Origin of the sequence: Paraburkholderia solisilvae, from assembly GCF_902859875.1 — a bacterium.
In the GTDB taxonomy this organism is placed as follows: Bacteria; Pseudomonadota; Gammaproteobacteria; order Burkholderiales; family Burkholderiaceae; genus Paraburkholderia; species Paraburkholderia solisilvae.
Window position 1 is genome coordinate 66,593 of the sequence record NZ_CADIKF010000023.1, and the last position, 21,104, is coordinate 87,696.

At 63.1% G+C, this 21,104-nt stretch carries 20 protein-coding genes and 1 riboswitch; of the genes, 13 read left to right on the forward strand and 7 right to left on the reverse strand.

Annotated features, from left to right (window positions below):
- Window positions 1–72 precede the first annotated feature (72 nt).
- Genes HV675_RS15945 through HV675_RS15955 form a run of 3 tightly spaced genes read right to left on the reverse strand, consistent with a single transcriptional unit; the run spans window position 73 to window position 1,062 of the window.
- Window positions 73–273, reverse strand: coding sequence for a hypothetical protein (locus HV675_RS15945; protein ID WP_175111883.1), 201 nt, complete (start codon window positions 271–273; stop codon window positions 73–75).
- On the reverse strand, window positions 273–788 hold the full coding sequence (locus HV675_RS15950) for a hypothetical protein (protein ID WP_175111884.1): 516 nt from the start codon (window positions 786–788) through the stop codon (window positions 273–275). The genes HV675_RS15945 and HV675_RS15950 overlap by 1 nt, the downstream gene beginning before the upstream one ends.
- Window position 789: 1 nt before the next feature.
- The gene (locus HV675_RS15955; protein WP_175111927.1) at window positions 790–1,062 is read right to left on the reverse strand and encodes a hypothetical protein; all 273 of its coding nucleotides are present in this window, start codon (window positions 1,060–1,062) and stop codon (window positions 790–792) included.
- Between the two features lie 653 nt (window positions 1,063–1,715).
- On the opposite strand from HV675_RS15955, the gene HV675_RS15960 reads away from it, so the two are divergent.
- The 11 genes from HV675_RS15960 to HV675_RS16010 are packed head-to-tail and all read left to right on the forward strand — an operon-like array spanning window position 1,716 to window position 12,122.
- Complete coding sequence (locus HV675_RS15960; protein WP_175111885.1) at window positions 1,716–2,549, forward strand: HalD/BesD family halogenase; 834 nt, start codon at window positions 1,716–1,718, stop codon at window positions 2,547–2,549.
- A complete protein-coding gene (locus HV675_RS15965; protein ID WP_175111886.1) occupies window positions 2,533–3,117 on the forward strand; it encodes a GNAT family N-acetyltransferase in 585 nt (194 codons plus the stop codon). Before HV675_RS15960 ends, HV675_RS15965 begins: the two co-directional genes overlap by 17 nt.
- Window positions 3,114–4,394 (forward strand): nucleotidyl transferase family protein, encoded by a 1,281-nt coding sequence (locus tag HV675_RS15970; RefSeq protein ID WP_175111887.1) that lies wholly within the window; start codon window positions 3,114–3,116, stop codon window positions 4,392–4,394. The genes HV675_RS15965 and HV675_RS15970 overlap by 4 nt, the downstream gene beginning before the upstream one ends.
- Before the next feature lie 3 nt (window positions 4,395–4,397).
- Window positions 4,398–5,585, forward strand: coding sequence for an NAD(P)-binding domain-containing protein (locus HV675_RS15975; RefSeq protein ID WP_175111888.1), 1,188 nt, complete (start codon window positions 4,398–4,400; stop codon window positions 5,583–5,585).
- A gap of 44 nt (window positions 5,586–5,629) precedes the next feature.
- Entirely contained in the window at window positions 5,630–6,649 is a 1,020-nt protein-coding gene (locus HV675_RS15980; protein WP_175111889.1) for an AAA family ATPase, read from the forward strand.
- Between the two features lie 9 nt (window positions 6,650–6,658).
- Window positions 6,659–7,573, forward strand: a complete 915-nt coding sequence (locus HV675_RS15985; RefSeq protein ID WP_175111890.1) for a DUF58 domain-containing protein — start codon at window positions 6,659–6,661, stop codon at window positions 7,571–7,573.
- Complete coding sequence (locus HV675_RS15990; RefSeq protein WP_175111891.1) at window positions 7,573–8,475, forward strand: calcium incorporation protein MxaA; 903 nt, start codon at window positions 7,573–7,575, stop codon at window positions 8,473–8,475. Before HV675_RS15985 ends, HV675_RS15990 begins: the two co-directional genes overlap by 1 nt.
- Window positions 8,472–9,470 carry a vWA domain-containing protein gene (locus tag HV675_RS15995; RefSeq protein ID WP_175111892.1) on the forward strand — a complete coding sequence of 333 codons (999 nt, stop codon included), beginning with the start codon at window positions 8,472–8,474 and terminating at the stop codon, window positions 9,468–9,470. The genes HV675_RS15990 and HV675_RS15995 overlap by 4 nt, the downstream gene beginning before the upstream one ends.
- The gene (locus HV675_RS16000; protein WP_175111893.1) at window positions 9,467–10,027 is read left to right on the forward strand and encodes a hypothetical protein; all 561 of its coding nucleotides are present in this window, start codon (window positions 9,467–9,469) and stop codon (window positions 10,025–10,027) included. The genes HV675_RS15995 and HV675_RS16000 overlap by 4 nt, the downstream gene beginning before the upstream one ends.
- Entirely contained in the window at window positions 10,024–11,091 is a 1,068-nt protein-coding gene (locus HV675_RS16005) for a VWA domain-containing protein (protein ID WP_175111894.1), read from the forward strand. The genes HV675_RS16000 and HV675_RS16005 overlap by 4 nt, the downstream gene beginning before the upstream one ends.
- A gap of 35 nt (window positions 11,092–11,126) precedes the next feature.
- Window positions 11,127–12,122, forward strand: a complete 996-nt coding sequence (locus HV675_RS16010) for an isopenicillin N synthase family dioxygenase (RefSeq protein ID WP_175111895.1) — start codon at window positions 11,127–11,129, stop codon at window positions 12,120–12,122.
- A 154-nt stretch (window positions 12,123–12,276) separates the two neighbouring features.
- Here the strand turns inward: HV675_RS16010 and HV675_RS16015 are convergent, their stop codons facing one another.
- Together HV675_RS16015 and HV675_RS16020 are read right to left on the reverse strand one after the other, a co-directional pair.
- Entirely contained in the window at window positions 12,277–16,257 is a 3,981-nt protein-coding gene (locus HV675_RS16015; protein ID WP_246270314.1) for a CheR family methyltransferase, read from the reverse strand.
- A gap of 832 nt (window positions 16,258–17,089) precedes the next feature.
- Complete coding sequence (locus HV675_RS16020) at window positions 17,090–17,809, reverse strand: TIGR04086 family membrane protein (protein WP_175111897.1); 720 nt, start codon at window positions 17,807–17,809, stop codon at window positions 17,090–17,092.
- A 257-nt stretch (window positions 17,810–18,066) separates the two neighbouring features.
- On the opposite strand from HV675_RS16020, the gene HV675_RS16025 reads away from it, so the two are divergent.
- Entirely contained in the window at window positions 18,067–18,603 is a 537-nt protein-coding gene (locus HV675_RS16025) for a carboxymuconolactone decarboxylase family protein (protein ID WP_175111898.1), read from the forward strand.
- A 257-nt stretch (window positions 18,604–18,860) separates the two neighbouring features.
- The gene (locus HV675_RS16030; protein ID WP_377700500.1) at window positions 18,861–19,046 is read left to right on the forward strand and encodes a hypothetical protein; all 186 of its coding nucleotides are present in this window, start codon (window positions 18,861–18,863) and stop codon (window positions 19,044–19,046) included.
- Window positions 19,047–19,172: 126 nt separating this feature from the next.
- Here the strand turns inward: HV675_RS16030 and HV675_RS16035 are convergent, their stop codons facing one another.
- Complete coding sequence (locus tag HV675_RS16035) at window positions 19,173–20,225, reverse strand: extracellular catalytic domain type 2 short-chain-length polyhydroxyalkanoate depolymerase (RefSeq protein ID WP_377700501.1); 1,053 nt, start codon at window positions 20,223–20,225, stop codon at window positions 19,173–19,175.
- 415 nt (window positions 20,226–20,640) lie between these two features.
- Window positions 20,641–20,820, reverse strand: a riboswitch (yybP-ykoY riboswitch).
- Between the two features lie 40 nt (window positions 20,821–20,860).
- Entirely contained in the window at window positions 20,861–20,998 is a 138-nt protein-coding gene (locus tag HV675_RS16040; RefSeq protein ID WP_175111900.1) for a DUF3563 family protein, read from the reverse strand.
- Between the last annotated feature and the right edge of the window lie 106 nt (window positions 20,999–21,104).

The following is a 21,104-nucleotide window of genomic DNA, read 5'->3' on the forward strand; positions in this document are numbered from 1 at the left end:
AGTTGTTGTGGACCATTGCCGACGGCGTGAGCGCCGCCGCATGCGGTGCGATGACCCGCGCCGTCGATCGCATCAGCTGCGGCTATCGACCCATGCTTTGGCCCAGTCGAGGCCCATGGTTTCCGCTTCGAGTTCCGTACTGAAGTGCGCGAGGATGCCGGACGCTTCGACGACCTTCGTGCCGGAAGTGATCGTGCCGCTTGCCGCGTAGCCGTCCGGCTGGAGGATTGCGTGTCCCCAGATCGAATAGCCCTTGTAATACCGCGCTTGCATTAGTGCGTGACCTGCGCCGTCACGCTGTCGGTGCTGACGCGCAGCACGTTGCCCTCCGGCGTGACAATGCGCGGAATGTCGTCGAAGCGGCTGATGTCGTGCTTCGGCGGCGGGACTTCGTTGTGTTTGAGCCGGCCCGCGTCCACGACAGCGGCGCTTGCATGGCTCGCGGCGTCTGCGGCCGGTTGGGCTGCGGTCTGATCCGCGGCCCGGTCGGTGGCACGGTTGGTGGGCCGGTCGGCGGCCTCGTTTGCCGCCTGGTTCATCGCCGAATGGGCCGCCGCCGGCGAAGGCTGTTGCGCGGTTTGATGGGCGCGCGGCGCCGGTGCGCTGCGATGCGCGAGCACCTTCCGGTGATGCGGCGGCCTTGCGGTCTTGCCGATCAGATGAGCGCCTTGCCGTGCTTCAGGCGGGTTCCAGATCTCGATGATGCGTTCGCCGGCGAAAGCAGCGGGCGCCACGGCGAGCAAAGCCGCGGCGAACAACGTGGTGGCGAACATCAGAGGTCGCAGCATGTCAATCTCCATTGCGCTGACCGGTTGACCGGCAGCTCAAGCTCTGGCCGACGCATGACCCGTCGCATCCGGCGCAGAAGTGCCTGTCGCGTAACGTCGTGCTGTCGGCGCGCCATGCATTGTACGGGGCCGCACTCGCGGTGCCGATCGACCGGCCGTTTTCGCGAGCGTGAAATGTGGGCTCGCCGGCTTTGCCGCGCCGGATCGCATCGTCGATAACGGCCGCGCCGAACGCGCTTTTCAGGCTCGCGACGAAGGCGGCGATTTCCGGCATCGGATGAGACGCGGGCGGCGCGAACGCCACCGGCGGCGGTGCGAATGGGGCGTTCACGGCACACGACCTTTCGGGGTGACTGCAACAGCTCACGTTCGATGTCACGTTCAGGCTGTCGCATAGGATACTGTACAAACATACAGGTGTCACGCGGTGTCGTTGCCGCGCGACGCGGCGCGCTACGGCAGGGGAACGGAATATCGTCCCTTGGAAAAACTTTTAAATACCCGGTGCATTTACCGGAATTTGAATTGATCCGCATTTTAAAACGCGCCGTGAATTCAGCCGGCATACTGATTTTCTTTAAGACGAAAAAATTCGGATTTTCTCGTGTTTAGTTGAATTTCGCAACGCAGCATTAACGGATCGATTATCCGGTGTTCAGTTCATAATCCGAATGTCTGGACACTGTGTAATGCGATAGTGACACTCTGCGATATTATCCAGTACGAATAATTCAATCCGGATATCCCCGGTTCACCCTGAATCAAGGCTACTACGCATAACATCCGGTCATCCAATCCATATCAACATAATTGGCGCAGGACTTGCTGTCCAAGTTTACAAACCAGTTTCCGCACCTCGCCGCCTAGTTCCGCTGTCGTATCCGAAAAGCCAGACATTATCCCCGCAACGCGATGGGAGGCTACCCCGTGGATCGTTCCGAAGCCGGCTCGCCCGGAAATCGCCTCGCTCGCGAAAGCGCGACGATGAACTGGGCCGCAGCGTTGTATGACCTCGTCACGCCTCTGGACTATGACTGGAACGCCCAGCAGCACATGCGCGAGCAGTTTTTGAGATTCGGCTACGTGAAACTGCCGGGATTCATTTCCGCCGCCGCGCTGCAATTGATAAAAAACGAACTCGACGAATTGGCACGTCTATCCAGACGCCGCGACTTCATCATGCCGGGTTATGCGACGCCTCGCAGCCTGTCGGTGCTGAGCGGTTCCATGATCAAGGCGCACTCGCCGTTTTTATACAGCCTTTACCACCACTACGCACTGCGCCGCTGCGTGGAGAATATCGTCGGCCGCACCGTCTATTCGTGTACGCATCCGGAAGAATATATGGTGGCGAATTTCCTGCACCACCAGGATGACACGCACGGCTGGCATCTGGATGATCCGCCGTACGCGCTTGTGATATTCGCCGAGATTCCAGGCGAAAACGACGGCGGCGCGCTCGAGGTGGTGGCGAACTGGACCGACCTGTGCCGCCGCAAGAACCGCAAGCCGGATCAGGCGATCGACGATCTGATCTCATGGGCCGAAGAGAACGGACTGGTCGACCGGCACTATCATCAGGCCGGCGACGCCTACCTGCTGCGCGCGGATGTGAATCTGCATCGCGTGTCGCCGCTGGTGCATGCGGGCAGTCGCCGGGCAGTCGTCAATCTCGCGTTTCAATGCACCGCCGTCGCTCACTACGGCGCAACGGCCAACCTGTTGTATAGCGCTGAGTCCGATCATGTCCGGCGCCCGTGACGACCTCGGTCGGGTCAGCGCCGCCCATCCGGTGCTCGCGTCGCGCGCTACGTCCGGTCAGCAGACGGCGCCTCACGACGAACCGTCTCGGACCTCCAGCGTGACGTGGGCCTGGTCGAGCTTCGCGCAATTGCCGGTCGACCATCTGTACGCAGCGCTGAATTTGCGGGAAAGCATTTTTGTCGTCGAACAGGACGTGCCGTACCTGGATGCCGATGGACGCGATCCGCACTGCCGGCATCTGACGGGCTTTGCCGACGGCCAGCTCATTGCGTATTCGCGCACGCTGCCGAAAGATCTGTTCGAACCGGGCTTCTTCAGTTTCGGCCGCGTGGTGGTCCATCCTGCGCATCGTCGCGTGGGCATCGGCCGGGAGCTGGTGACACGCGTTCTCGATCATCTGGACGAGATCAGGGGCAATACGCCGATCAAGATTTCGTCGCAGCTCTACCTGGAAAACTTCTATCGATCGTTCGGCTTCGTCTCGAACGGCGAGCCTTATATCGAAGACCGGATTCTGCATATCGAAATGGTCCGCGGCCTATGCCGGCAGGGAGCCGTCTCATGAAAACGGCGAACGTATTGCGCGCGAGCATCGTGATTCGCAGCAAGTCGCGCCTCTATGCGTGGCTGGCTGTGGCGGTTCCGATTGCCGTTGTTTGGGCGAATGGCGCGGCGCTGACCGAGGTGATGCTCGCGTCGAGTTTCGGCCTTGCCGCGTGTGCGGCGCTCATACCCGCAAGCGTTGCCCGGATGATCCAGATTGAAGACGCGATCGGCTCGCGCGTTGCACGCGTCGTACCGGGCCGGCTTGCCCGACTGGTTCTGAACGCGCCGCTGGTGCTCGTCGTATCGACCTTCGTGGGCGCGGCCACGGGACGGCCCTGGACCGATGTGCCGATGTTCTGCCTGCTATGCGGCGCCGCCGGCGGGCTGCATGCGCTGGCGTTCCGGTGCGCGTACCGCGGCGTCGGCGAACGCAAGACCAACCTCGTGCTGGCGATTGCGATGTCCGCGTGGCTCGTTGCGGCGTGCGTGGTCGAACCGCAAAGCGCCTACGCGGCCGCGCTCTGCGCGACCGCGTACGTGCTGGACTTGGTCATCGGAGCGCTGGCCGACCTGCGTTCGTGGTGGCATCCGCATGCCGGCGTCGGCGTGTTTTTTGGCTCGTTCAACCCGGCGCACAACTCGCACCTGCGCATCATCCGCGATGCGCTGGATAAGCGCCGGCTCGACAAGATCTACGTGCATTGCACGACCGTCCCCAAGCTGCATCGTCAGGCGCTCGAACGCGGTGAGATCGGAATTTCGCGCGATGCCGGGATGCGCGTGTACCACCGCACCGCGCTCGCCGATCCGGGCAAGAACTACTTTCCGACCGGCAACTGCTTCTACGAATACGAGGTCCGCAAGGAACTGCTCAGAGCCGCGTGCGACGATGCGGGTCTCACGGGGCGTGTCGACGTGCTGGATTTGCCGGAAATCTACGAGCGCGACGGGTTTATCGGCGTGTTGCGCGAGGTCCGGCGCCGGCATGCCGGGCAGCCGCTCCACGGCTTGCATGGCAGCGATACCGGCGGCATGTGGGTCAGGAATCTGTTCGACGACAGCGGCTGGGTCTACCCGTATGCGGTGGTGCGCTCGGACCAGGTGTCCGCCACGGCCATCCGCAACGGCGCCACAGGCCTCGCGTCGCCGACCGTCGAGCGCTTTCTCGCCGCGGCTCGCGCCGGACAGCCATTCACGTTCGCGTCCGGCTATCGCTACGACCCGTCCGGCGCCGTGGACCGCGAGCCCGACCGCTCGCCGGGTCTCGCCGGCACGCCTCTCACGACCCCGGAGTGATGCATGCAACGGAACGTAGATATCGCGATTGTCGGCGCAGGGCCGTTTGGTCTGTCGATCGCGGCGCATCTGCGCGGCTGCGGCAAGTCGATGCGGATTTTCGGCAATCCGATGCAGATCTGGCGCAGACACATGCCGCAAGGCATGATGCTGAAGTCCGCAGGATTTTCTTCGACGATCAGCGATCCTGAACGATCCTTCACGCTGCGTCACTATTGCCGGCAAGAAGGCATTCCGTATCACGACGTCGGCCTGCCGGTGCGGCTCGACACATTCTCCGCATTCGGCCTCGCCTTCCAGCAGCGGTTCGCGCCGGAACTGGAAAACGTGCAGGTGGCCGCGATTGAACCGTGCGACGCCGGCTTCCTGTTGCAGCTCGCCAATGGCGAGACGTTCACCGCACGCAAGGTCGTCGTCGCAGTCGGTATCGACTACTTCCGGCATTTGCCCGAGGTGCTGGCCCATTTGCCGCCGCAGCGGCTCACGCATAGCGCCGAACATCATGAGTTGGACCGCTTCAAAGGCCAGCGCGTGATCGTGCTCGGCGCCGGCGCGTCGGCATTCGATCTGGCGGTGCTGCTGGAAGACGCCGGCGCAAGCGTGCAATTGATTGCACGGCGCCCGAGCGTCAAGTTCAATTTCGAAGAACCGCTCGCCCGGCCGATGCTGAAACGGATCGCAAGGCCGATGTCCGGTGTCGGCCCCGGATGGAAACAACGCGCGTGCACCGACGTATGGCCCAGGCTTTATCGATATCTGCCGGACGATTTCAGGCTGCGCACGGTGCGCGATTTTCTGGGTCCGTCAGTTGGATGGTTCATGCGCGAACGCGCGGAGGCCGTGCGGCAGATGCTCGGCTACCAGATCGAGCAGGCCCATGCGAACGACAGCCAGGTCGAACTCCTGTTGCGCGGCAGTGACGGCGAGCGGCGCACGGTGAATGCGGATCACGTCATCGCGGCAACCGGGTATCGCAGCGACGTGCGCCGTTTGCCGTTCCTTGGCGCGCATCTCGTGGACGACCTCGCCATGATCGGGCAAACACCGCGCCTGTCGGCTCACTTTGAATCGTCGCGGCGCGGGCTGTACTTTGTCGGCCCGATCGCGGCAACGAGTTTCGGCCCCGTGATGCGCTTCGCGTTCGGCGCGGTGTTTACCGCGCCGCGCATTGCGAAGCACCTCGCCGCGTAAGCCGCGACGCCAGCGTCCCAACCGCAGTTTGTCGGAGAAGCCAGATGCTTTCTGAAGAAGCGTTGCAGGACTGGCGCAGCAACGCACTGGAACTGGAGAACAGCGTCGCAGCGGCGGTGATCGGGCAGCAGCCCGTGATCCGCCTGATCACTATCGCGCTGTTTGCGCGCGGCCATGTGCTGCTCGAAGGCGATGTCGGCGTCGGCAAGACCACGATTCTGCGCGCGTTCGCGCGCGCGATCGGCGGCGAATTCGAACGGGTCGAAGGAACCATCGACCTGATGCCCGGCGATCTCGTCTACCACACCTATGTGGATGCGCAAGGCGCGCCGCGCATCGACCCCGGCCCGCTGCTGCGGCACGGCGAAAAGCTCTCCACGTTCTTCTTCAACGAGATCAATCGGGCGCGGCCTCAGGTTCAATCGCTGTTGCTGAGGGCGATGGCCGAGCGGTCCGTTTCGGCGTTCAACCGCGAATATCACTTTCCGCACATGACGGTGTTTGCCGACCGCAACAAGGTCGAAAAAGAAGAGACTTTCGAACTCGCTTCCGCCGCGCGCGATCGCTTTATGTTCGAACTGAATATGCCGACCCCGACGGATCTCGCGGTGCGCAAGCGGCTGGTATTCGACCCGGCCTTCCATGACGTCGATGAGGTGCTCGAACAGGTTGCCAAGGGTCTGCTCCCGTGGCGCGAACTGAACACGGTCGCGGCATCGATCCAGCGCTACGTGAGCGCGAGCGAAGCGATCGAACGCTATGTGCAGGAAGTGTGGGACGCGACCGAGCGTCCGGCCCATTACGATATCCAGCTCGACGACGTCGATATGGAGCGGCTGGTGCTGGCGGGCGCGAGCCCGCGCGGCGTGAGCGCACTGCTGCGCGCGGCGCGGGTGGCGGCATGGATAGCCGGGCGCCATTATCTGGTGCCCGCGGATATCCATGGCGTGCTGCCGGCGGCACTCGCGCATCGGGTGTTTTTCACGCCGATCTATGAGCTGCGCCGTGCGGAACTCGCGCAGGCGCTGGTGCAAGGCATCATGCAGCGCGTCGCTACGCCGTAGGACGAAACGATGAGCGTGATCCACGAATTCCACTATCGGATGCCGTCGCGAATCGGCGGCTACCGTCCGGGTTCGCATCGGGGTTCGAGCGTCGGCGACGGTCAGATGTTCGCTGCGCACGCGCGCCTGTTCGATCACCCCGACGTACGACGTCTCGACCTGCGTGCGAGTTTGCGGCACACGAGCCGCGACTGGCTGGTGCGCATGCATCGCCAGCATGCTGCGGTGACCGTGCAGGCGGTCGTCGACGTGTCGGCTTCGATGAACTTCGGTTCGCACCGCCCGAAACTCGAGGTGATCGGCGACTTTCTCGATTCGCTGGGTCGCAGCGCGTTTCGGGTCGGCGATCCGGTCGGCATGCTCGGCTTCGATACCGCTTTGCGCGACGATCTGCTGCTGCCGCCGCGGCATCATCGGGGCGTCGGCGCGGCGATGCGCGCGATGCTGCGCACCTGCTGCGACAGCGCGCGGCGCCGCACCAAGGCGACGGCAAACCAGCCGAACGGAACGAACCGGGCGCATTCTGCCGACGGCGCAACCGGCTTGCGCGATGCGGCGCAGCGGTTGGGCGGCCGGCAAGGCCTGGTGTTCGTGGTGTCGGATTTTCATTGGCCTCTCGACACGCTGCGTGCCTCTTTCGATCACCTCGCTCCCGCGCATATCGTGCCGGTGGTCGTATGGGATCCGGTCGAAGTCGAAGCGCCCGCTCGCGACGCGTTGTTGATGCTGCGTGACGCGGAATCGCCGCAGCGGCACGCGCTATGGATGAGGCCCAAGGTTCGCGCGCAGTGGCATGCGGCGATTGCGCGGCGGCGGGCCGAGATCGACGCACTCTGTGCCGCGCACGGTGTGCGGCCTTTCTATCTGATCGGTGCATTCGATCCACAGGCGCTGTCGCGCTATTTTTTCGAGGTGTTCGTGTGATGCGGGGCTGTCGAAGCCGCCCGGGCCGGTGCGCCGCGCTGATTATCGCGGCGGCGTTGCTGTGCGCGTCCGCCGACGCAGTGGAGCGCGTCGCCGCCACCATCGAGCAGCCGCGCGGCTTCGGCTATCTGATCGGCGATGTGATGACCCAGCGCATCGCGCTGCGTGCCGATGGCGACCCGTTCGAGCCGGCGACGCTGCCGCCGCTCGAACGGACCGGCGCGTGGCTGGAGCGCCGCGCGGCGAAGATCGAAACCGATGCAAACGGTCAGCGCTGGCTGTCGCTCGAGTATCAGGTGATCAACGCGCCGCCGGCGCTCACGGTCATCGCATTGCCCGCGTTGACGTTGCGTGCGCATTCCGCAGCGGGCCCGTTGCTCACGGTTGCCGCGTGGCCCGTCAGCATCGCGCCGATCACGCCGCAGCGGCCAGTCGAGAAGGGCGACCTCGGCGACCTGCAGCCTGACCGCGCAGCCGCTCCGTTACCGACGCTGCGTCTGCGGCAACAACTGCTCATGTCGCTTGCGGCAGTCGCACTGGTCTTGTGTGCATGGTGTGGATGGTGGCTGTGGCGCAATCGCCGCGACGCCCACCGCTTGCCGTTTGCCCGCGCCTACGCCGAACTGGCACGGCTCGACGCGGCACGGGTCGACGACGAGCCGCAGGCCTGGCGCCACGTGCACCACGCGCTCAACCGGACCGCAGGGCAGACCGTACACGCGGGATCGCTCGAGCCGCTGTTCGAACGGGCGCCGTATCTCAGGCCGTTGAGCGAGCGCGTCGAATGTTTCTACGCGCAGTCGGAACAGCGCTTCTTTGCGCCCGCCGCGGTCAGCGAACGCTATGCGTTGCTCGAACTGTGCCGGGATCTACGCCACGCGGAGAGACGCCATAACCGATGACTGCTCCGTTCGACTTTGCCTCCCCCTGGATGCTCGCGCTGCTGCCGCTGGCGCTGTTGCCGCTGCTGGAGCGTCGCAGCGACACGCTGGTGTTTCCGGCGGTCGCATGGTTGCCGACCGACCGGCTCGGCCGCGCCGCGCGTATCGCGCTGCGGGTGCTCGCGGTATCGGCGTTGCTGTCGATCGTCATCGGCCTCGCCGAGCCGCGGCAGGCCGAAAGACAGGTCGTGCACATCGCGCGTGGCGCCGAGATCGTCCTGTTGATGGATCGCAGCTCCAGCATGGACGCGATTGTTCCGCCGCCGGGCGTCCTGGCGGCGGGCGCGTTGTCCGAAGGTCTGTCGAAGAATCAGGAGGCGCGCGATGTGTTGGCACGGTTTATCGCGAAGCGCGGCGGCGACCGGGTCGCGTTGATGATGTTCGGGACGAGTTCGTTGCTTTCGCTGCCGCTCACTCGCGACAAAGGCGCGATCCAAAGTGCGATCGCGAGCACCGGGATCGGCCGCGGGATGCAGGACACCCGTCTCGACCGGGGCCTGCAAGCCGCGATCGGACAGTTCAGCGAGGGCGACTACAAAGGCAGCCGCGTGATCGTGCTGATCTCCGACGGCGGCGCACGTCTGGACGCGCAGATGCGCAGGCGCATCGCGGACGGCCTTGCTCGTAACCACATCACGCTGTATTTCGTCTACTTGCGCAGCAGCGCAAACAGTACTGATCTGAACGCGATCAAGCCGCAGGACGAGTCATCCGAGGAAACTGAATTGCATCGCTATTTTCTGTCGTTGAAAACACCGTACCGGCTTTATCAGGTCGACGACGCCGGCGCGATCGCGGCGGCCATGACCGACATCGGCGCACAACAGAACTTCCCGATGGCGTATACCGAGCGCATGCCGGCGCGCAGCCGCAGCACGCCGTGCTTCGCAGCCGCGCTGCTGTGCAGCGCACTGCTGCTTGCGCTAAGGCTTGCGCTGATGCGGAGATGGATATGAGGCGGCGCACGGTGCACCGGGGCTTCGCGATACTCGCTCTGGGCTGCGTGGCATGGGCGGCATTTCAGGGCTGGCGTCTGGCGGACGCACTGCGAACCAACGCGACGATCGCGCGCGTCAGCGCCTCGGCCGATGCCGCGCGCAACCCGGCGCATACGGGTCAGTCCGCGCGGATCAGACTGGCGCGCGCCGCGGCGTTGTCGAAGGCGGGGGCGGACAATGAAGCCACGAAGCTCTATAACGAACTGATCAGCAACGCCAGCCGCGACGATATCAGCCGTGCCGCGCAGTTCAATCTCGCCAATCTGTATCTGCGCGAAGCCATCGCGGCGGGCACACACGATGCGATCAAGTCGGGGCCGCTGATCGAGCTCGCCAAGGCGCGTTATCGCGACCTGCTGCGCGCGGATCCCGGCGACTGGGGCGCGCGCTACAACCTGGAGCGCGCGTTGTGGCTGCAGCCCGAAACCGCAGACGCGTTCGACGATAGCGACAGAACGCCGGTCATGCGCCGCAGCGTCAATGTGCGCGACTTTCCATCAGGGGATCTGCCGTGAACCGGACCGTACGGCGACTGCTGGTTGGGCTGCAATCATTCGGCAAGACGCAGTGGGCGCTGGTCGCGGTCCTCGTGTTATTGGGCGCCGCGCTGTGGATGCCGAAGCTGGCATTGATGCATCAGCGCTTCACCTATGTCGTGACGTTCGACATCACGCAAAGCATGAACGTCGAGGACATGACACTGAACGGTGAACACATCAGCCGTCTGCGCTATGCGCTTGCGGCGACGCGCGACGCAGTGCGCCGCATGCCGTGCGGCTCGAGGGTGGGTTGGAGCGTTTTCACCGGTTCGCGCGCGCTGTTGCTGTTGCAGCCGATCGAAGTCTGCGAACACTACGATGCGCTGCTCGCGTCGCTCGACGGCATCGACGGCCGCATGCGCTGGGCGAACGCCAGCCGTATTGCCACCGGAGGAATCTATTCGGCCATCCAGCAGGCCAGACAGATTGGCGAGCACACCGCGGTGGTCTTTATCACCGACGGACAGGAAGCGCCGCCGCGCCCTGCATCCGAGACGTCGATACTGGGCGTCACGCCCGGCGCGGTGAAAGGGTGGTTGATCGGCGTGGGCGGCGACCAGCCGCAGCGCATTCCGAAGTCCGACAGCGAAGGCAATCCGGATGGCTTCTGGAGCGCGAGTGACGTCGTGCAGACGAATGAACTGTCGGGCGCACAGGCTGGCGCACCGAGTCACGAAGAATTATCGCAATTGCGCGACCCCTATTTGCAGTCGCTTTCCGGTCAGACAGGCTTCGAGTATTTACGTCTGACGACACCCGCGAGCTTGAGCCGGGCGCTGCTCGATCCGCGTTTTGCCGAATCGGAACGGGTGGCGACCGATGTGCGGTGGTATGCGGCGCTCGCCGCATGGTTAGTGCTCACGGGCGTATTTCTGCCGGCTGATCGCCTTGCACGCGTGATGGGCGTTGGGCTTCCGACGCGACAACGCGTGCGCAAGCCGGCACGCGAGCGAGCGCGGCAGTCCAGCGCACCTCTGCGACCGCCGCCGCACAACACGGCAGACGTGCCGACACGCGATTCGCATCCGGCCGCCTTTTAACGGCGCATGTCCCGTTTATCCCAGGGAGCACGGCAATGGACGATACGTATATCCCGATCATCGACATCGGTGCGCTCAGGCGCGGGGATGCCGCCGGCAGCCGGCGCATCGCCGCGCAGCTCGAGCGCGCGTGCAGTGACACCGGCTTCTTTTGCGTGGTCGGTCACGGTGTGCCGCAACCGGTGATCGACGCGGCCTTTCAGCATGCGAAGTCTTTTTTCGCGTTGCCGGTCGAACAGAAAATGATGCTGTCACTGGAGCACTACAGCGACTGTTTTCGCGGTTATGCGCCGGTGCTATCGGAGCTTGCGGACGGCAAGCGCAATGCGTATGAACTGATGGAGTTCAGCGTCGAATTCGCCGCGGACCATCCGGATGTGCGCGCCGGCAAGCCGATGCACGGACCGAACCTGTGGCCCGCGCTGCCCGGCTATCGCGCGGCCATCACGCAGTACATCGAGCAGATGATCGGTCTCGGCTTCGATCTGATGCGCGGCATCGCGATCAGCCTTGGGTTACGGGAGGATTTCTTCCGGCTTGCGTTCAACGATCGCCCGTTCTGGCAGTTCCGTACCGCGCATTATCCGGCCCCTGACGAACTGGCGCGAATGGCGGCCGCGTTGCCGCGGCAGGGTCCGTTGGCGCAGACGGAAATCGGCGACCACAGCTGCGGGGCGCACACCGACTACGGTTGCCTGACGATCTTGCTGGCGGACTACCCGGGGCTCGAAATTCTGACGCGCGCGGGACACTGGATCGATGCGCCGACATTGCCGGGTGCGTACGTGTGCAACATTGGCGACATGCTTCAGTACTGGACACGCGACCGCTATGTGGCAACCCGGCATCGGGTGAGCACGAGCGAGGAAAGAATCTCGCTGCCGTTCTTCTTTCAGCCCGACTATGACACCTGGGTGGTGCCGCTCGATATCGGCTCGTCGGATAAGGTGTTTCCGGCGGTGCAGTATGGGCCGTATGCATTCGGGAAGTATCAGGGAATCTATCCGCAGAGTAGCGGCGGGCAACGGTAAAGCGATAGAGGTCTGGGTTGTCGAACGCCGGTGACACCGGGACGGGCCATGCGAAGTACTCCGGTTTCATCCGATTCACGCGAATCGTTGGCGCGAGACCTGGGCGCAATCGATACCCGTCCGGCCCAGGTGTCGGACCCGCGCGTCGTGTTTGTCATCCCGTCCGCACACTCATCAGCCGGGCCAGCTCTTCGGGATTGACCGGCTTCGTCAGGTGATGGTCGAATCCCGCTTCGGCGGAGCGGATGCGATCCGCGGGCAGACCATATCCGGTGACCGCGACGAGTGTCACGTCACGACCGTCCGCCGATGCGCGCAGTTGCCGTGCGACCTCATAACCATCGACGTCGGGCAAACCGATGTCTAGCAGGACGACGGTCGGCTTGAAGTGCGCCACCGCAGCGATGCCTGACATTCCGTCAGGACGTGTCTCGACCTCGTGCCCTCTGATCGCGAGCAGCATGGCGAGCGCTGCTGCCGCGTCAGTGTTGTCATCGATGACAAGAACCCGTGCCGGAGCGGAGGCGGTCACGGGTGACGCTGCATCGCCGCCGTTCGTGGCATGAGGGGGCGCGCCAATCGGCAGGTCGACAATAAACTCGCTGCCGGTCTTGCCGTCGCTGAGCGCCCTGACCGAGCCGCCGTGCAATTCCACCAGACGCCTGACCACGGACAGTCCCACGCCCAAACCGCTGTTACGCTGGCCGCCGGATGGCGGCCCCTGAACGAACATGTCGAACAGGCTGCCGAGCATCGCGGGTGGGATGCCGCGTCCGTTGTCCTTGACGCTGAGCGCGAGCCGATCCGCCGCAACGGAGGCACGCAACGTGATCGATCCGCGAGGCGCAGTGAACTTCGCCGCATTGATGACGATGTTCTCGATCACCTGCGACAGGCGGGTCGCATCCGCGTACAGGAAGACGGGCTCGTCCGGAAGCAGGACAGACAGGCTGTGCCGACGTTCATCGACAATCGGCTGGCAGACCTCGATCGCGCTCTGGACGACTGCCTTCAGCGTGACGGCCTGACGGTTCAGTTCGATGCTGCCGCTCGTGATACGCGTGATGTCGAGCATCTCATTCACCAGGTGCATCATGGCCTTGCCCTGTCGCTCCACGACTTCGGCGGCCCATGTTTTTTTCGACTCTCCAGCCGCTTTCGACGTGAGCAGGTCCGCAGCCGACAGCAGCGCCGCAAGCGGATTGCGCAGCTCGTGGCCAAGCATTGCCAGAAACTCGTTCTTGCGCCGGTCGGCGAGTGCCAGTTGCTCGGCCCGCTCGCGAAGGTAGGCATTGCTCATGCTGCGCTCAGTGAGGTCGCGCTCGGTCGACACGACGCCCACCAGGGTTCCACGGTCATCCCTCAGGATCGACATCGTCAGCCAGATGTCCACCACGCGCCCGTCTTTGGCGACTCGCTGCGTCTCGTACGAATGCAACGCTTCGTTGTGTAACGCTTGCTGGATGAAGTCGAGGTGGTCCTGTCTGGCGCCAGGCGGCACCAGGTCGGAAACCGACATCCGCAGGGCTTGCGCCTCGCTGTATCCGTATATCGTCGTGGCCGCGCGGTTCCACGCGAGGAAACGACCGTCCCGGTCGAATACGGTGACGGCGTCGTTTGAATCCTGAACGACTGCTGCAAGATGTCGGGCGCGCTCGTCCGAACGCTTGACGTGAGTGATGTCCGTCCATGTCAGGACCGCGCCGGCGGCCGGCTTGCCATGAGCCGCCACATAGGGCGTGATGCGGCGCACATACCATTGCCCGGCAGGAGTCTCGATTTCCCTCTCTGCATAGGCGGTCGCACCGGAAAGCACCTGCTCCACGTCGGGCATCAGCGCATCGCCCAGTGGCGCGCCGAGTACGTCCGCAATGGCACGCCCGGTATCGGCAGCGGCGAGGCCAAAGGTCCTGCCCGCACTGGGGGTGAATCGCTTGATGAGGCCCTGCTGATCGAGAAGCAGCGTCGCGATTTCGGTACTGGCGAGGAGATTCGTCACATCCCCGGTCAGCGCCTCCAGCTCGTCGACTTTCTGTTCGAGCTGTGAATTCACCTGGTTCAACTGCTCGTTGACTGCCTGCAATTCTTCTTTCGACGTTTCGAGCTCTTCGTTGGCCGAGCGCAGCTCCTCGTTCATCGACAGGATTTCTTCGTTCGACACCCTCAATTCGCTATTGCTTTCCTCCAGTTCCTCGATCGTGCTGCCAAGTGTTGCCTGCGTCGTGCGAAGTTCGCTCTCGAGGTGCCAGAGGTCCGAGTCGGCGCCGGTGGGGGCAAGCGAGCCCGGACGATCGACGACGGGCAAGCGGACAAAGATAACGAGCAATGCCTTGCCGGAGTGTGTCGTGTCGAAAGGCCGCGTCACGGTAATCCTGACGGCAGGGGCGCCGCCGTTCGACACAATCTCGCTGACCGGCGCCGTGTTGTCGTTCTCGACAGCCCGGCGCAGCGCGATTCGCAGCTTCAGCCGCAGACCTTCGCGCGCCATGTCGAGAATATTGCCTGTCGGCTCACCCGCGGGCTGCCCGAGGTACTCGTCCGCGGCGCCGCTTATGTACAGGACCTGGTGCGCCGGATTGACCAGGATGGACGCGGCGTGCTGCTCGGCGAGCAGGGTTGCGTTGACGAGTTCCGCGTATCCCTTGTTTCGGGCGCCCGTGCGGCCGGCCGGCTGGAATTCCTCGCGGCGAACCGCGCGTGCCGGGAAGCGGTGACCGGGAATACCGCTAGCGGCGGCCGGACTGCGCCGGTAGATGCGCCAGGCCTTGGATATTTCCTCGAACTGGATGGAATCCGGATCGGTGCTCTCCGAACGGCCGAGAAACAGATACCGCTTCGGGTTCAGCGAAAAATGGAACAGCTCGAACACGCGCTGCTGCGCTTCCGGTTCGAGGTAAATCAGCAGGTTCCGGCAACTGATGAGATCGACCCGGGAGAAGGGTGGGTCCGCAATCAGGTTTTGTGGCGTGAAGAGAATCGTCTCGCGCAGATCCTGCCGGACCTGATATCCGTCGCTGTGCACATGGAAAAAGCGCTGAAGGCGCGCGTCGCCGAGCGGCAGTGCAACGCCCGGAGCATAGACGCCCGCGCGGGCCCGTGCCAGCGCGGTGCGATTGACGTCGGACGCAACGATCATGAACTTGCGCGATACCTTGCGTCGCTCGATCTCCTCGCTGAGCAACATCGCCATCGAGTAGGCTTCTTCGCCGGTCGCGCACCCCGGCACCCACACGCGCAGCGGCTGGTCACCTTCGGGCTCCGCCAGCAGGCTGGCGAGGACACGCTCGGAGAGCATCTGCCACGCCTCGGGGTCGCGGAAAAATTCCGTCACGCCGATCATCATGTCGAGGCTCAGCGCCTCGGCTTCTTCGGCATGTTCTCTGAGTATGTCGCAGTAGGCGTCGAGACTGCTGACCCGATTCACGGCCATACGGCGGGCGATGCGACGTTCCAGTGTGCCCCGCTTGTAGCCCCTGAATTCCGAGCCCGCGGCCGCCAGCGCTCTGAGCACCGGTTCGAGGTCGGGCGAATGCCCGCCAGCATCGGATTCGGACAAGATTACGTTCTTCGAGCCGTCGATGTAGTCGACGAGTGCCGTCGCCATCTGCTCGACAGGCAGCACATAGTCGACCAGCCCTGTGGCGATGGCCTGCCTCGGCATCGTGCTGTGCTCGGCCGTTTCAGGATCCTGCGCCATCACCATGCCACCCTCGGCCTTGATGGCGCGCAGGCCCGCGGAGCCGTCGGCGTTGGCTCCGGTGAGCACGATCCCGATTGCGCGCTCGTGCTGGTCGGCTGCCAGTGACGCAAACAGCCGGTCTATCGGCATCGGGACCTCGGGCCGCCCGACCGCGGGCGTCAGTTTGAACACGCCCTGCGAAACCGTCACGGAGACTTTCGGCGGAATGACATAGACATGCGCGCCGACGATGGGTGCGTTGTCTTCGATGGCCGACACCGCAAAAGAGGTGGCGCCCGCGAGCAATTCGGCCAGATGGCTTTCGGAGTCCGGCGACAGATGAACCACGACCACAAAAGCGACGTTGTGCGGCACCTCCGACGCTGCCGCGAAGAACTGTGCGAGCGCGTGCAAAGCGCCGGCAGACCCACCAATGGCAACGATACGCGCGGCCACAGGCTTCGGCCGTGTGAATGTGGGGCTACTTGAATCGTTCATGTGGAAAGGTGGCGTACGCTGTTTTATCTCAGTGTAACGGTTACGCAAAACGTTGCATGCGGAATTGTTATTGCAATGAGCGAATCGCTTTTAAAGCACGGCATTCAGCTGACTGTACTACTCCTTTGGCGCAACAACCATTTCTTCGAGCGTCCGGCCGGATACTGCGGCCACACCGCTGTATGCTTCGCGCGACTTCACGTCGGCGAATGCTGTCTTCGGAGCGCGATTTGCCGGCTCAGCACGGTCCTTATTATTTGCACGTAATCAAACCTGAGCATGAACCAGACAGACAGCTTACCCAAAAGGAATTTCACCGTTCCGTTCAGGAGACGGTCGCACTGGTTAAATTGTGCGGCTCGTGTCGCGTCGTATGCTCCGGTCCCAATGAGCGCCCGCACGTCGGGCACGACGGTGTGGTTTCGGAAAAGAGGGCGTCGAGCCCGTCATAACGTCCGTTGTGCGACAGTCCTCGCAGCGTCGCCAGATACCAGTGCGATCGGGAATCGTCGTATGTGCTCTCGACGATCGACCCTTCGTGTCCGCATGGACACGTGATGTGAGTAATCGTGCGCAATGCCATGTTGTTCTCCAAACGTCGGCGCCCGGCGCCGTCTGATCTGCGCGAATGCCCTATGCGCTTTTCGTGATCCGGCGTCCTCGCCGGCGGCATTATCCTTCGACCGGCCACCGCGGCAGGCACGACATATTGAACGTCTTGCGCACTCCGCGACCGATATGCGGTCAGCGGTTCACTGCTTCCGGAGCGGCAGACGATCGATGAGGCATCTCAAGAGACGGTGCGGCCCGGAATCGCCCCGCGAGTCGTATCGCGTCCAGGCGGGATGTTACCGGTCGAGACGCCCGCGGCTTCCTCGAACGGAGGCTGGTGGCGAAAGCCCGCATGTCCCGACACGATGGCAATGATCACGCCCACGATGAGGGCCGCAAACGAAAACCAGGAAGCGCGCGCGACATTGCGCGCTGCGGTATCGGCTGCCTGACGTGCGTCGGTCTGCGCCTGCGGGCTTGACGCTTCGGCAGTGGCCGACGCGATCGCGCCCTGCACGCGTTGCGCCAATATGCTTGCAGTCGTATCTGCGGCACCCGATCGCTCCATGGTCGCGCCGGCGACTGCGCCCGCCGATGCTACGTTTCCGGCGACGCTCACCGCGCTGCCGAGCAGAGATGTGGCGCCGTAAAGGACCATCAGAATCATGACCGCCCAGGCCAGCAACCCGTGCAGCCATCCGAGCATCGGGGCACACCGGCCCGCGAAGTAGGAGCCGACAAAAACCGCAATGACCGTCATCACGATCAGATAGGCGCCCGAGCTAAAGCCGAATCCCTGCAGTGGATTGGGTCGCGAAAGAGGCGCGAGAGCGGTCATTCCGATCGCCGTGCCGAGTACGCTCAGGATGAGGTAGGTGATCAGCGAGAGAATGACGCCCGCGATCACGGAGCCCCACGATACGCGAGGGAGTCCGCTTTGGGTGGCTAGGAGTTTCATGAATAGGCCTCGGATGTAGTTTGAAGTCCAAAAGGTTGATCACCAACGTCGTTGTGTTCAACATAAGCGAGCGCAACCGCTGTGCCCGATCTCAGAGGCGGAATCCTTTTGTGCGATCAGCAGGACTGCGAGCGAGGCCCGATCCATATGAGCCGTTTGAGCATGAAATTGAATAGGGCGAACTTCAACATCGGCGCGGCGGAAAACTAAAGTCTACTCATGCCGTCGCCGACGGCAATCGCAACCAGGAATTCATCATGCCACGCCTTTCCTCAATCCAGCCCGAAGCCGCCACCGGCGAATCTGCTGAACTGTTCGCCGCCATCAAGAAGTCCGTCGGCCGCGTTCCCAACTCCTTTGCAATGATCGGTACGCATGCACCGGCAGCGCTCACCGCTATTCTCGGCGCTGACCGGGTACTGTCGAAGGGCAGTCTGCCGCGCGCCGACCAGGAAACGGTCAAGCTGATCGTCAGCGAGCTTGGCGGATGCGATTACTGTGTCGCCGGCCACACGGTGGTCGGCAAGATGGCCGGCCTGACGCCGGAAACCATGCGCAAGATTCGCGCGGGCGATGCAACCGGCGACGCTAAACGTGACGCATTGGTGCGCTTCGTGCGTTTGCTGATCAAGACCAGAGGTACCGTCGACGCAGCAGAAGTCGATCTTGTGCGAGACGCGGGCTACACGGAACGACAGCTCATGGAAATCGCATTAGCCGTCGCCGTCATCACGTTTACCAATCTGGCAAACCGGATCAATGACACAGTGATCGATTTTCCCGCCGTCGAATGACGAAGTGCAGATGACTCAGGCGCTCAGGCGCCTGACCAGGTGGTCTTCACTCGTCCTCCTTTGGATGAGCGTCGCCGTGCGACATGGTTGACGTTTGCCAGAAGCTCTTTCGCTCCCAGGACCTTGAAGTCCGTATCGACCATTTCCCTACTTTTCCCGGCTCCCGGCCACATGGCGAAGTCGTTTTTCGCCAAAGCATTCTAAATACATGCACGGCCTATCGGGCCAGACGATAAGTATTGCTGAAGGAGACGATCATGTCCTACTTCACAGTTTGTGATTTCATCATAGCCATCCCGATGGCACTCGCCGGTGCGCTTCTTCTCGATGCATTACCGTGCAACTCAGTGCTCAAGTGCAATTCGCAACGCCTGCTGGGCGCCGTGCTCGGTATCGTGTTCACAGTGGTGCTGGTCGACGGTTTGCCCGCGCTCATGTGTTGATGCGCTCGCCAGAGGTTGCCGACGGAAAGGTCATCCGGTCTCGGTGAATAAACTTTTCCGGGCAACCTGTTCTGTCATCGAGTGACAGTGCCCGTTTGGGCGTAACGAGCATTTTCTTTTGGTCGTTCAGTGCGCGGGATCGGAAAGGCGCTTGACCATGCGCATCACAGCGGCAATCTGCGGTGCGTTTTTCGAGTAGAAGTCGGGCTTCTGCGGGTCGGCGCTCGTGTAGCCCCAGAAATCCCAACAGCCGAGCGGATTCTTCGTCGACGTTGCGGCCTGCGGATAAAGAATGATGATGTGATTGCTCTCCGCGATTTCGTTGTAGCCGGTTCTGCGCGCGTAGAGATCGCCGATCTTCTGCGCGTTCTGCAGGCAGCCGTGAAATGCGACGTGAATGCGGCACGCGCTGCCCGCCTGCGCGCAGCCGGTCGGCACATAGACATAGCCGGTCGGACCCAGGGAAGCCTTGTCGTCGGGGTCGAACGGGCGCTGATCGAAACTCAGCAGGTTGCCGCTGGGCGCAACCGCCGGTGCGTTCAACGTACCGTAAATCCAGCGCAGGATGTCCTGCGATTGTTCGAAGCCGCAATTATTGATGAACGGCGCCTGTGATTGTGCGCATCCGGTATTTGCGCTGTCATTCGTGATGAGCCCATGACCTGCCGCCACGTTATCGACATACCGGATGTGATCGTCGGGCGCGCCGGCGAGCTTGTAGAAGAGCGGTACCTGCGCAACCACACGGGTCGCGACGACATGGTCCTGGGTGCCGCTGAAAACATAAATACGCTGCGAGGCGAGCCCGCTCACGTCGTCGATGCGTCGCTCGTCTGCGAACTTGCGGGCCGCCGCCAGAGCGTCTTGCGCGCGCGGCCCGGTGTCGCCGGTCGGATTCATGCAGTGGGTCTGCGCGGCGCTGGCGGGATTCGCAAGCGGGAACAGGCCCGCGCAGTAGAACGGACCGCCTGCGACGATGCCGGCGCCCACCAGATGTTTCGACCACGCGACGTCGAACTGTGCGGCCATGAATGCGCCTGAAGACAGCCCCGAAACCGAAGTATGCGTCGCGTCCGCGCCATAGCCGTGCAGCGGCGCCGCCTGCAGCGCGCCGGCGGTGAACATGCCGACGCTCACGAGCACCGCGCGAGCGAGGCGCTGATAGACGCTTCGGTTCAATCTCCATCCATTCATTGCATTCTCCATGATCAGGCCGCTGGGGGTGTCCTCATCGGCACGAGCTATTTTCTGCTGGTCAGGAGAATTGAGCGTTCGTCAATTGCATCGGGAAACGCAATGGCGTCCTGCAGAACGAAGCCACCGATGGAGTCGATGCTTGCGCTACCGGAAAACGTGGCGGCGAGATGAAGCCAGACGCAAAGTTAACCGCCGCTGGCGGATTTGCACACGAGGTAATGGCAAAACTGCTGCCTTAACTCCAGTTTGCGTATCTTGCCCGTCGCAGTATGAGGTAAAGCGTCCAGGAAGATGAGTGTGATGCGCGGCAGGGACACCGGCTAAAACCGCGCACCGCTACCAGCGTGACGACGCTTTCGGGCAGCGCCGTTCCGAACGCCGCGAGGATGGTGCCGGTAGCTGTCTGGGTCAGGTTGAGTTTCCGGCCGACGCATTCGACGCCATGAAAGAAGGGAAACGTCATAGGTCTCGCCAGGCCGCGGAAACGGCTGCCGACGCCATGGCAAGTCTGCCAATTATGTTGACGACGACGCTTCGCCTGATACGGCGAAGCAGGCTACTCCGCTAAGACGACGGCGACTATATCGCATTGCTATCTTTTTTCGAACCGTATGCGTTCACGCGTTCGCGTCGAGGTGAACCATCCTGCGTTCGATCTCCGCCAGGTCTTTCGCCATCGCGATGTAGGCGTCGCGGCGATCCTGCTCCGCGTGTTCGATCCAGTCGCTCAGCTTGATCAGAAGGTAGGCAATCATCGAAGTCTCCAGTCGGGTTTCAGTCGTACGTCGCTGTGTGAATGTCGATCGCGGCCGAGGCGAGGCGATCGCTGCGACGTCGACGGCGGCCTTGGCCGGTCGGGAT